The organism is Streptomyces sp. 13-12-16, from assembly GCF_002114215.1.
Taxonomy (GTDB): Bacteria; Actinomycetota; Actinomycetes; order Streptomycetales; family Streptomycetaceae; genus Streptomyces.
This window is the reverse complement of the sequence record NZ_NCTE01000239.1, coordinates 1-11,246: the sequence shown is the minus strand read 5'-3', so window position 1 is coordinate 11,246 and position 11,246 is coordinate 1. Positions and strand designations below refer to the sequence as shown.

At 73.0% G+C, this 11,246-nt stretch carries 11 protein-coding genes and 1 riboswitch; of the genes, 5 read left to right on the top strand and 6 right to left on the bottom strand.

What is annotated here, in order from left to right:
* Positions 1–47: 47 nt before the first annotated feature.
* Both B7767_RS10805 and B7767_RS10800 read right to left on the bottom strand, forming a co-directional pair.
* Positions 48–488 carry an energy-coupling factor ABC transporter substrate-binding protein gene (locus tag B7767_RS10805; RefSeq protein WP_085572004.1) on the bottom strand — a complete coding sequence of 147 codons (441 nt, stop codon included), beginning with the start codon at positions 486–488 and terminating at the stop codon, positions 48–50.
* On the bottom strand, positions 485–1,204 hold the full coding sequence (locus B7767_RS10800) for an energy-coupling factor ABC transporter permease (protein WP_085572003.1): 720 nt from the start codon (positions 1,202–1,204) through the stop codon (positions 485–487). Before B7767_RS10800 ends, B7767_RS10805 begins: the two co-directional genes overlap by 4 nt.
* Before the next feature lie 29 nt (positions 1,205–1,233).
* A riboswitch (cobalamin riboswitch) is annotated at positions 1,234–1,417 on the bottom strand.
* Between the two features lie 202 nt (positions 1,418–1,619).
* On the opposite strand from B7767_RS10800, the gene B7767_RS10795 reads away from it, so the two are divergent.
* From B7767_RS10795 to B7767_RS10775, 5 genes are read left to right on the top strand one after another with little or no spacing between them, the layout of a single operon-like run.
* Positions 1,620–3,209 carry an ABC transporter substrate-binding protein gene (locus tag B7767_RS10795; protein ID WP_085572002.1) on the top strand — a complete coding sequence of 530 codons (1,590 nt, stop codon included), beginning with the start codon at positions 1,620–1,622 and terminating at the stop codon, positions 3,207–3,209.
* A 20-nt stretch (positions 3,210–3,229) separates the two neighbouring features.
* The gene (locus B7767_RS10790; RefSeq protein WP_085572007.1) at positions 3,230–4,198 is read left to right on the top strand and encodes an ABC transporter permease; all 969 of its coding nucleotides are present in this window, start codon (positions 3,230–3,232) and stop codon (positions 4,196–4,198) included.
* Between the two features lie 5 nt (positions 4,199–4,203).
* Positions 4,204–5,091, top strand: a complete 888-nt coding sequence (locus tag B7767_RS10785; protein ID WP_085572001.1) for an ABC transporter permease — start codon at positions 4,204–4,206, stop codon at positions 5,089–5,091.
* Positions 5,088–6,068 carry an ABC transporter ATP-binding protein gene (locus B7767_RS10780; protein WP_085572000.1) on the top strand — a complete coding sequence of 327 codons (981 nt, stop codon included), beginning with the start codon at positions 5,088–5,090 and terminating at the stop codon, positions 6,066–6,068. Before B7767_RS10785 ends, B7767_RS10780 begins: the two co-directional genes overlap by 4 nt.
* Positions 6,061–6,720 carry an ABC transporter ATP-binding protein gene (locus tag B7767_RS10775; protein ID WP_085571999.1) on the top strand — a complete coding sequence of 220 codons (660 nt, stop codon included), beginning with the start codon at positions 6,061–6,063 and terminating at the stop codon, positions 6,718–6,720. Before B7767_RS10780 ends, B7767_RS10775 begins: the two co-directional genes overlap by 8 nt.
* Positions 6,721–6,790: 70 nt before the next feature.
* Here B7767_RS10775 and B7767_RS10770 read toward each other — a convergent pair whose 3' ends face one another.
* From B7767_RS10770 to B7767_RS10755, 4 genes are all read right to left on the bottom strand, one after another.
* A complete protein-coding gene (locus B7767_RS10770; protein WP_085571998.1) occupies positions 6,791–7,528 on the bottom strand; it encodes a cyclopropane-fatty-acyl-phospholipid synthase family protein in 738 nt (245 codons plus the stop codon).
* A gap of 92 nt (positions 7,529–7,620) precedes the next feature.
* Entirely contained in the window at positions 7,621–8,751 is a 1,131-nt protein-coding gene (locus tag B7767_RS10765; protein ID WP_256923393.1) for a hypothetical protein, read from the bottom strand.
* 92 nt (positions 8,752–8,843) lie between these two features.
* A complete protein-coding gene (locus B7767_RS10760) occupies positions 8,844–10,112 on the bottom strand; it encodes an ABC transporter substrate-binding protein (protein WP_085571997.1) in 1,269 nt (422 codons plus the stop codon).
* Positions 10,109–11,128 carry a hypothetical protein gene (locus B7767_RS10755; protein WP_107485981.1) on the bottom strand — a complete coding sequence of 340 codons (1,020 nt, stop codon included), beginning with the start codon at positions 11,126–11,128 and terminating at the stop codon, positions 10,109–10,111. Before B7767_RS10755 ends, B7767_RS10760 begins: the two co-directional genes overlap by 4 nt.
* Between the last annotated feature and the right edge of the window lie 118 nt (positions 11,129–11,246).

Below are 11,246 nucleotides of genomic sequence, written 5' to 3'. Positions count from 1 at the left end.
CGCCAGCGGCTGCTGTGCGCCGCCGCGTCGATCGGCAGCACGAGCCGTCAGACCCGTCGTCGTCCGGAGACGGCCCCGTCACCGGCACCCGCGTCCGTCCCGTCACCGGCACCCGCGTCCGTCCCGTCACCGGCACCCGCGTCCGTCCCGTCACCGGCGTCCGCCCCGGCCCGCAGCCGTGCCAGCGCCCGCGACTCCCCCTGCCGCCGCCCGCGCCGCAGCCCGAAGTAGTACGCGAGGACGCCCGCGCCGATCGCCGCCTGGAGGGCGAACAGCGCCGACTCGATCTCCCCGGACGGCGGTTCGTACAGCGGCGAGAACCACGGCTCGTAGTCCGGGTCGATCTCGGTGATCGCCGTCTCGGCCTCGGCGTCCGCGCCCGTGAACGGCTCCTCCTTGTGGTCACCGAGCCCGAACACCAGCGGGATCACGGCGAGCGCGGCCACCAGCACCAGCAGCAGCGTGTTGATCTTCGCGTTGCGGCTCATCGGGCCACCGCCTCCGCCGGGTCGGACGGCTTCGCCGCCTTCCGCCCGGCCACCGACGTCACCAGCACGCCGAGCCGCGTCAGCTCCCCCTTGCTCGACTGCACCAGCATGCGCATCACCAGCACGGTCAGCAGTCCCTCGCTCACCGCGAGCGGGATCTGCGTCACGGCGAAGATGGAGCCGAACTTGCCCAGCGCGCCGGGGAATCCGCTCCCCGGGTCGGGGAAGGCGAGCGCCAGCTGCACGCTCGTCACGCAGTACGTCGACAGGTCGGCGACGAACGCGCCGAAGAACACCGCGACCATCAGGGGCACGTCGTACCGGCGCAGCAGCCGGTAGAGGCCGTATCCGGCCCAGGGGCCGACGACCGCCATCGAGAAGACGTTGGCGCCCAGCGTGGTCAGCCCGCCGTGGGCGAGCAGCAGCGCCTGGAACAGCAGGGTGATGGTGCCCAGCACCGCCATGACCGGCGGCCGGAACAGGATCGCGCCGAGCCCCGTGCCGGTGGGGTGGGAGCAACTTCCGGTGACCGACGGCAGTTTCAGCGCGGACAGGACGAACGTGAACGCTCCCGACGCGCCGAGCAGCAGCGTGCTCTCGGGATGTTCCCTGACTTCACGGACGAGCGACCGGGCTCCGTGGACGACGAACGGCGCCGACGCGACGCCCCAGGCGACCGCGTGCACCGGTGGCAGAAAACCCTCGGCTATGTGCATGGCTCAGCAGACCCTCTCCAGCACCTCGTGGATGGTTGACGCGCCTTGGCCGGTCTCCTGGCTGACGGGTACCACCGCCCGTGCTCCGCCTTCCCGGGTCTTGAGGGACCCAGTGGCCGTCCGTGAGGACTGGAGCCGGACTTCCCGATCACAGTGGCGAGGGCCGCACCGGTATCGCACCGATTTCCCGTCACCAAGGCGTGGTGACAGTAGTGCCCGTTCCGGTCCGGTGACAAGCGGCCACCGGGGGCGCGCGGACGGCGCCCGGCGGCTCGCACCCCGGCGCACACCTGCGCACTTGACACGAGCGGCGCCGTCCGCCGGGGCGGGGGAGTGGGGGGCCGCCGTCCTGGGCAGTACCTTGCTGCAACTAATATGCAACAACGATTTCCGGGCAACAGGAGTGTGAGGTTCGATGACGACCCGACGAATACGGGGTACCGCCGCCGCGGTCGCGATGGCCGGTGCGGTCGCCGCCTGCTCGGCGCCGGGCGGCGGCGGCGCGGACGGCGGAGCGTCCGCCGAGTCCGTCGTGATCGGGGTCCCCTCCGAACCGGACACCCTCAGCCCGCTGCTCGGCTACGGCAAGGACGGCAACTCCAAGATCTTCGACGGACTCCTCGCCCGCGACGCCGACATGAAGCTGAAGCCGGCCCTGGCGAAGGCGCTCCCCGAGGTCACCGACGGCGGCCGCACCTACACGTACACCCTGCGCGACGGCGTGAAGTTCAGCGACGGCGAGCCGCTGACCGCCGACGACGTGGTCTTCACGTACGACACCGTGCTGGACGACAGGACCAACAACACCGCCAAGAGCGAACTGGACGCCGTCAAGGAGGTCCGGGCCGACGGCGACGACAAGGTCGTCTTCACCCTCGACTACCCCTACGCGGCCTTCGCCGCCCGCACGGTGCTGCCCGTCGTCCCCGAGCACGTCGCGGGCGGACAGGACCCCAACACCGGCTCCTTCAACACGAAGCCGATCGGCACCGGGCCGTACGTCCTCACCGGCTGGAGCAAGGGCGAGAAGCTCACCTTCAAGGCCAATCCGGACTACTGGGGCGGCGTCCCGAAGGTGAAAAAGCTCACCATGGCGATCATCGCCGACGACGACGTCCGCGCCACCCGGCTGCGCTCCGGCGACCTCGACGGCGCGACCCTCCCGCCCAACCTCGCCGCCACCTTCAAGAACGACGACGGCAGGAAGACCTACCGGGCGACGTCGTACGACTTCCGCGCCGTCAGCCTCCCCACCGGCAACCCCGTCGCCGGCGACACCGCGATCCGCCGCGCCCTCGACCTCGCCGTGGACCGCCAGGCCATGGTCGACAAGATCCTCGACGGCGCCGGCCGCCCCGCCTACGGCCCGCTGCCCCTCGACGACCCCTGGTACGCCGAGGGCATCGACCGCCCCCAGGACCTCGACGAGGCCAGGAGCATCCTCGACGAGGCCGGCTGGAGGACCGGCGAGGACGGCATCCGCGCCAAGGACGGCCGCCCCGCCCGCTTCACCCTCTACTACCCCTCCGGCGACAAGGTCCGCCAGGACCACGCCCTCGCCTACGCCTCCGACGCCAAGAAGGCCGGCATCGACGTCGAGGTCGAGAGCGCCACCTGGGAGGTCATCGAACCCCGGATGAAGCACGACGCCGTCCTCGCCGGCTTCGGCAGCACCGGCGACCCCGACTTCGGCCTCTACACGCTCCTGCACTCCTCACTCGCCGGCGACGGCTTCAACAACATGGCCCTGTACGACAACCCGGCCGTCGACGAGGCCCTCGGCACCGGCCGCCGCAGCCAGGACCCGAAGGACCGCGAGGCCGCCTACGACACCCTCCAGCGCGAACTGGTGAAGAACCCCGGCTACACCTTCCTCACCCACATCGACCACATGTACGTCCTCGCCGACCGCTGGAAGGACCTCACCACCCAGACCGAACCGCACGAGCACGGCTTCGCCAGCGGCCCCTGGTGGAACGTCGAGGACTGGCAGCCCACGGCATGACCGGACTCCCCTGGGGAGAGATGACCCGGCTCACGGCACGGCGGGCCCTGTTCGCCGTGCCGGTGCTGCTGGTCGTCACCTTCGGCGTGTTCGCCGTCGCCGCCGCCTCCCCCTTCGACCCCGTCAAGGCGTACGCCGGCACCGCCGCGCTCGGCGCCGACCAGGAGACCCTGGACCGGCTGCGGGAGAACCTCGGCGTGGACCGGCCGTTCACCGCCCGCTGGTGGGACTGGCTGACCTCCGCGCTCGGCGGCGACCTCGGCCGGTCCACCGTGATGCGCCAGCCCGTGGCCGAGGTGATCGGCGAACGCCTGGTCTGGTCGGCCCTGCTGTGCACCGTCGCGTTCGCCGTCGCCGTCCTGCTCGGCACCGCGCTCGGCGTCCTCGCCGCCCGCCGCCCCGGCTCGCTCCTCGACCGTACGGTCACCTCCCTCGCGTACACCCTGGAGGCCGCCCCGGTCTTCTGGATCGCCCTGCTCGCCGTCTGGCTGTTCGCCCTGGAACTGGACGTCCTCCCGGCCGGCGGCCTCACCGACACCGGCAGCGAACAGGTCACCTCCGGCCAGGTCGCGAGCCACCTGATCCTGCCCGCCGGCGTCCTCGCCGTCTCCCAGCTGCCCTGGTTCACGCTCTACGTCCGCCAGGGAGTCGGCGACGCCCTCGCGGAGGACCCCGTGCGCGGCGCCAGGGCCCGCGGCCTGAGCGAACGCACCGTCCTGCTCGGCCACGCCCTGCGCTCCGGACTGCTGCCCGTGCTCACCCTGATCGGCTCCCGCGTCCCCGAACTCATCACCGGCGCCCTGCTGGTGGAGACCGTGTTCAGCTGGCCGGGCATCGCCGCGGCCACCGTCGAGGCGGCCACCTCCGTCGACTTCCCGCTGCTGGCCGCGCTGACCACCCTCGCCACCGCCGCCGTCCTCGCCGGAAACCTCCTCGCCGACCTGCTCTACGGACTGATCGACCCGAGGGTGAAGCTGAATGAGATGTGACCCCCATGGCTGACACCACCACCGCCGTGACGAAGACGGTGTGGCGCGCACACGGCACCGCCCGCCGCTCCACCCACACCCTCCGCCTGCGCGTCTCCGCGACCCTGGTCGCCGTGACGGTCCTCGCGGTGCTCCTCGTACCGCCGCTGGTCCGGCTCGACCAGCAGGCCGTCGACCTCGCCGCCAAACTCCTGCCGCCGTCCTGGTCCCACCCCTTCGGCACCGACGACGTGGGCCGCGACCTGCTGCTGCGCTGCGTCTACGGGCTCAGGGTGTCGTTGCTGGTGGGCGTGGTGGCCGCCCTCGCCGCCACCGTGATCGGCACCGCCGTCGGCGCCACCGCCGGCGCGCTCGGCGGCTGGGCCGACCGCGCGGTCATGCGCATGGTCGACACCTTCTCCTCCGTACCGCACCTGCTGCTCGGCGTCTTCATCGTCGCCATGTTCCGGCCGGGCGTCTGGCCGGTGGTGATCTCCGTCGGCCTCACCCACTGGCTGTCCACCGCCCGGATCGTCCGCGCCGAGGTCCTCTCGCTGCGCTCCCGCCCCTACATCGACGCGGCCGTCTCCGGCGGCGCCTCCCGGTGGCGGGTCGTCGTACGGCACCTGCTGCCCGGCGTGCTGCCCCAGGCCGGCCTCGCCGCCGTCCTCATGGTGCCGCACGCCATGTGGCACGAGTCGGCCCTGTCCTTCCTCGGCCTCGGCCTGCCCACCCACACCGCCAGCCTCGGCACCCTCATCCAGGGCGCCCGCGGCTCCCTGCTCGCCGGACAGTGGTGGCCGACCCTCTTCCCCGGCCTGTTCCTGATCATCCCCACCCTCGCCGTCGCCGGCCTCGCCGGTGTCTGGCGGGAGCGGATCAACCCCCGGCGCCGATCGGAGCTGACGCTGTGACGACCGAGCGACCCCCCGTGCTGTCGGTCCGAGGACTGTCCGTACGCTTCCTGCTGCCGGGCGGGCGCCGCGTCGCCGCCGTCACCGACGCCCACTTCGACGTGGCGCCCGGCGAGTGCCTCGCCCTGATCGGCGAGAGCGGCTGCGGCAAGTCCGTCCTCGCCTCCGCCCTCCTCGGCCTGCTCCCCGCCAACGCCCAGACCGCGGGCCACGCCCACCTCGGCGACCTCGACCTGCTGACCGCCGGTGAACGCACCCTCGCCCGCACGGTGCGGGGCCGCCGCATCGGCCTCGTCCCGCAGAGCCCGGCCGCCCACCTCACCCCCGTACGCACCATCCGCTCCCAACTGGAGGAGACGGTCGCCCAGCTCACCGGCGTCCGGGGCCGCACGGCCCTGCGCGCGGCGGCCGAAGGGGCCGCCGAGCGCGCCGGATTCCCGCCGGGACACCTCGACCGCCACCCCCACGAGCTCTCCGGCGGCCTCGCCCAGCGCGCCGCCACCGCCCTCGCCCTGGTGGGCGACGCACCCCTCCTCCTGGCCGACGAACCCACCACCGGCCTGGACCGCGACCTGGTGGACCGCACCGTCGACGAACTGCGCCGCCACGTCGACGCCGACGGCGACCGGGCGCTCCTGATGATCACCCACGACCTCGCGGCGGCGGAACGCATCGCCGACCGGGTGGCCGTCATGTACGCGGGCCGCATCGTCGAACTGACCGGAGCGAGCGCCTTCTTCGGCGCACCGGGCCCCCGCCACCCCTACAGCCGGGGCCTGCTGGAGGCCCTCCCGGACCGGTCCTTCACTCCCATCCCCGGATTGCCCCCCGAACTCGGCGCCCTCCCCGACGGCTGCGCCTTCGCCCCCCGCTGCGGCCGCGCCACGGACACCTGCACGGCCCTCCCGTCCTTCACCGGGTCGGTCGCCTGTCACCACCCGGTCCCGGCACCCACCCCGGAGGACATCCGTGCTTGAACTGCGCACCGTCACCGCCGGATACGACCGGCGGACCCCCGTCGTACGGGACGCCACCCTCACCGTCGCCCCCGGCGAGTCCGTCGGCCTGCTCGGCCCCAGCGGCTGCGGCAAGTCCACCCTGGCGAGGGTCGCCGCCCTCCTCCACCGCCCGGACGCCGGGGAGGTCCTCCTCGACGGCACCCCCGTACGCCGCTGGCGCCACCGCGCCCCGCGCGAGCTGCGCACCGCCGTCGGCGTCGTCTTCCAGCAACCCCGCCTCTCCGCCGACCCCCGCCTGCGCCTCACCGACCTGATCGCGGAACCCCTGCGGGCCACGGGCCGCCGCGCCTTCGTCCCCGACCGGGTGGCCGAACTCGCCGGAACCGTCGGCCTGACCCCCGACCTGCTCACCCGCCGCCCCCACGAGGTCAGCGACGGCCAGCTCCAGCGCGCCTGCCTCGCCCGCGCGCTGGTGCTGCGCCCCCGCTGGCTGATCTGCGACGAGATGACGGCCATGCTGGACGCGTCGACCACGGCCGCGCTGGTCGGGGCCGTCGAGGCCTACCGCGCCTCGACGGGCGCGGGCCTGCTGGCCGTGGGCCACGACCAGGTCCTCCTGAACCGCTGGTGCGACCGCACGGTCCACTGGGACACGGTCACCGGACGGTGAGGCCACCGCCGGAGGAGGGGACGGGGCCATCGGGTTCCGCACCGGCCCACGGCATTGTGCGCGGTCCGGCTCAGCCGGATGTCGGGCGCAGCACCAGGCAGACGAAGCCGAAGACGTCCCGGTGGACGCGCAGCCACTCGTCGCGGTGGGCGGAGGCCGCCGCCAGGGCCTGCGCGCTGTCCGGGTCGTCCGGGTGGTCCAGGGCCCACGAGGCCAGCGACCCCGTCCACGCCCATTCGTAGTCGTCGAGCTCCCGGCGTGAGCTGATGTGTCCGTGGACCGGGGTCCATCCGTCGGCGACGACGAGGTCCAGGGTGGCCGGCAGATCACCGAGGTCGCCGAGCATCTCGACGGCCTCGGAAGAGGGCTCCCGTGCCCAGAACCCGTCACCGATCAGGACGCGCCCGCCGGGAGCCAGGTGCGCGCGAGCCGCCGCGAGGGTGGCGGGCAGACCGCCGAAGGCGTGCGTCGCCCCGACGCTGATCACCAGATCGAACGCGTGGGAGGCCGCGAAACCCCTGGCGTCCTCGTGATGGAGCACGAGGCGTTCCCGGACCCCGCGCGCATGGGCCGCCTCCCGGGCGCGCTCCAGCGATCCCGCGGAGACGTCGACACCCTCGGCCCGCAGCCCCGGATGCCCGGCCAGCGCACGCAGCAGCCACTCCCCGCCGCCGCAGCCGAGGTCGAGCACCCGGGCGCCGTCGCGCGGGACCCCGTGTTCCAGCAGCCGCCGCACCGCGTCGTCGTCGAGCGGGGCGGCGATCGGGTGACCGGTGTGGGCGATCCGGGAGATCTGTTCACGATGCACCGCCGGAGCCTGACACGCACGGAGCGGGTCCGCACCCCCTTTTCCGGCGGACGGCCGGTGCGGGCGGCCGGAACCGCCCGCACCGGACGGGGTCAGCCCTCGGTGCCCTCCACGAACTCCTCCTCGCCGAGCGCCCCTGCCGCGAAGCCGCCGAAGAAGCCCTCCATGATCTCGTCGATGTTCACCTCGGTGGCGCCCGCCGGAGCCGTCGTCTTCTCGCCCTTGCCGACGCGCAGCACCAGCGCGAACTTCTTGACCTTCGCCTTCTCCGCCAGCTTGGCCAGATCCACGGACACCTCGGTCAGCTCGCCGTTCTTCAGCGTGAAGTCGGCGGTGACCTTCTTGTTCGGCGCGTCCTTGAGGTCCTCGGCGGTAGGCAGCTCGGAGCCCCCCGGCAGATCCTTCTGCAGCGGACGGAGTTCGTCGAACAGCTCGGTGATCAGCGTACGGAACGGCGCCGTGGCCTTGATGTGCTCGGTGCCGTCCGATCCGTCGGAGGTCGTGAAGTCGACCTGATCGGCGATGACCTGCCGCAGCGCCTTCGTCAGCCTCTTCTGGGTCTTGGCGTCGAGAGTGGGCTCCGCCGAGGGCTCCTCGCCCCCGAGGCCCTCCGCCCCCGACATCTCCTTGCGGGCCTCTGCCGCCTCCTTCGCCGAGAGCTTGATCCACTCACCGGCGAGGATCTTCTTGAACGCCCCTGCGCTGTCCGGCAGTTCGTCGGCCGACGGCATGGGGGCGCCCGCCATCTTCCCGAGCGCCCCCGCGTCGACGCGGACGTAGAGGTGGTCACCGATCAGCCGGTACTCGACCAGTGCGCCGTCCGGGCCGCTGAACTTCACCGCCATGGCGGTGATGTCCTTCTCGCCGGACTTCTCGATCGGCTTCTTCGACTCCACGGAGACGGAGATGCTCGCGTCGCTGAGCAGTTCGGCGACCTCGTCGGGCATCTCCTCGCCCGGCTCCGACGACTCGGCGTCCAGCGCCTTCAGCGTCGAGGCGTCCGCGTCCAGGTCCAGCTCGAACGAGAGCGAACGCGCCTCACCGAGCTTGTCGAAGGCGTTGTCCAGCTTCTGCCCCGCGGACAGGTTCTCCACGGTGCCGCAGGCGGCGGAACCCGCCAGGACCGCGGTGGCGACGGCGGTGGCGGTGAGGGTCTTGCGTATGGCGGAAATGACGGTCTCCTCGTGAACGCGACCGGAGTGGTCACCGGGAAGACGGATCAACGTCCCGAAAGGTTGTACCGGCCGGGGGTATGGCCGTCGTCACATCTCCGGGGAGGACAGGGGCTGTTCGGGGGCGGCCGGGCCCCGGCCGGTCACCGCGTGCTGCACACCGTCCTCGGAGCCGCCCTGCCGCCGTCCCCCGGCGTGGACTGCGCGTCCTGCACCCGCTGCACGTCCTGGAGGAGGCCCGGAACGTCCGGGTCCCGGCCGGCGGCGGCCCGTGCGATGGTCAGCAGCACGGCCTCGTAGAAGGCGTCCCGCACGGCGGGTGCCATGACGTCCGAGGCGTCCAGGCAGCGGGGCCCTTCACGGAGCCGCCGGGCGATCTCGCCCTTGACCGCGTCGCCCCGCGGCTTCACCCGACGGTTCGCCGAGAAGACGTCCGCCCGGTCGGCCCATTCCCGCTGGCCCTCCTTCGAAGCCAGCCGCTCGATCAGCCTCTGCGCCTCGGGGCGGTCGCTGAACAGCGCCGCGAAGTCGCCGGTCACCTCGTGGGCCCGGACCCGGCCGCCGCCGGGCAGGAGCGGGGCGGAGTCCGTCAGGCGCGCGTGCTTCGCGTCGGACCGGTAGAAGGAGAGCGCGAAGGAACCCTGGTGCTCCAGGGCGCACCCGCCCCGAGGACCGTCGAACAGCAGACCGTGGCCGTCCGGTTCGCCGCGGTGGTCGGTGAGCAGGGCGTCCTCGGCCGCGCGCTCGTCCTGCCGCAGCAGACCGGCCCAGGCCTCCCAGGCGGTGCGCACCGGATCGCTCCGCCACCACTTCACCCCGCCCGCGCCCAGCGCCCACTTCTCGTAGACCTCCGGGCCCTCCCGTTGCAGCACGAGGTCCTCGATCCAGTCGGTGCCGGGCCAGCCGGAGGCGCCGTCGTCCCCCATGCCGACGCACCAACTCCTCAGCGGAGCAGGGGAATCACCCGGCTCCTCGCCCTCGCGGTACCAGACGATGCTCTTCAGATCCGCCTTGACCGGCACCCAGTACACCTGTCCGGAGGACGAACCGGCCGACATCCAGGGAGCGCCGTACTCCCGCGGCTCGTAGAACTCGTCCAGCGGCTCCAGGAGGCCGCTCTCGGCGTACTCGGCGAGTTCGCCGAGGCCCGGCATGATCACGATGTCCGGGGGATCGCCCGACTGCACCTTGGAGAGCAGCACCTCCCGCTGGGCCGCGGTGCCCTGGTAGCGGAAGGGGATGCCGAACCCCCGCAGCACGTCCTCGAACTGCTCCGCCTGCCCGGCCGTCCACGTCCCGAGGATGGTCACCGGCTCCTCGTCGTCGTGCTGCGCCCAGACCACCACCATGCCGCCGGCGGCGACCAGCAGCATGACCACCACGAACACCAGCATCCTGAACCGCCGGGTCACCGTCGCCTCCAGTAGTCGTGGTCGAGCCGCAGACCGAGCCCCAGCGCGGGCAGGACGACGGCCAGCAGGCTCCCGACGAGGGCACCCCGGTACACCGACTCGGCCCACGCGCCGTCGGCCAGCCGCAGCCGGACCCTCTCCGACATCTCCGTGACCTCCTGCTGCGCCTCGTCCGGCGGGCCGCTTCCCCAGGACACCTCGGTGATCCGCCGCAGGTCCCCGAGCGCCCCGGCGAGATCGTCCTGGGTGGAGTACGCCGTCGTCAGCGGGACCACCGCGAGCAGCACGGTGAGGACGAAGGCCGCGAGCAGATACGGATTCCAGTCACGGCCGCAGCGGTCGCGCAGCACGAACAGCGCCGAGAGAAGGGTCAGCGCCACGGCTGCCAGGGCGAGTTCGGCGACCCACCACCCGGCGCGCTGCCACCACCCCATGGCGGCCGTGGCCTCGGCGTGCTCCAACTGGGTTCGCTGCAGGACCTTCAGGCGTGGTGCGACTCCCACCGTGTCGCGGGTGAGCAGCGACTCGGCCTCCCGGAGCCTCAGCTCCCGCATGAGGGGCTGGTCACGGTAGAGGGACGTGCCGAGGGCGAGGGAGTCGCTGTAGGTGGCGAGCAGCCCCTTGACCGTGCCGAGGTCCTGGTCCGTGCGGTCGGCGATCCGGGACAGGCCCTGGTCGGCGGCCGAGAGCTGGGACCGGTAGGCCTCGCCCGAGCCCACGACGCCGATGAGGTTCCTCTCCACCAGGTGGTCGACCTCCTCCTGGGCGCGCAGGGCCGCGAGCCTGCTGGCGGCGAGCCCCTGCACGGCCGGCGCCTCGCGGGACGCCAGCGCCTCGGCACCGTGCTGGACCTGACGGCTGGAGAGGAACAGGGCGGTCGACGCCATGGCCGTGAGCAGGAACAGCACCAGCAGATGCGCCTCCAGCAGCCGGCGGGTCCGCCGGGAGCCCAGGCGCCCGCGCCAGAAGGCGGCGGGGGAGTACCGGCGCCAGGAGGCGGCGCGTCCGGCCGTCACAGCAGCCTCTCCCCGCACGCGATGCAGTAACGGGCCTCGCTCCCCGCCGGGGCACCGCAGTCGCCGCAGCACGGACCCGGCCGGGCGCCGAGGGCGACGGCCGGGGGGCCGCCGGGAC

Excerpts from the sequence above, each read along its gene's own strand:
- B7767_RS10805 (WP_085572004.1), bottom strand. The coding sequence starts at position 488 with ATGAGCCGCAACGCGAAGATCAACACGCTGCTGCTGGTGCTGGTGGCC.
- B7767_RS10800 (WP_085572003.1), bottom strand. The coding sequence starts at position 1,204 with ATGCACATAGCCGAGGGTTTTCTGCCACCGGTGCACGCGGTCGCCTGG.
- B7767_RS10795 (WP_085572002.1), top strand. The coding sequence starts at position 1,620 with ATGACGACCCGACGAATACGGGGTACCGCCGCCGCGGTCGCGATGGCC.
- B7767_RS10790 (WP_085572007.1), top strand. The coding sequence starts at position 3,230 with ATGACCCGGCTCACGGCACGGCGGGCCCTGTTCGCCGTGCCGGTGCTG.
- B7767_RS10785 (WP_085572001.1), top strand. The coding sequence starts at position 4,204 with ATGGCTGACACCACCACCGCCGTGACGAAGACGGTGTGGCGCGCACAC.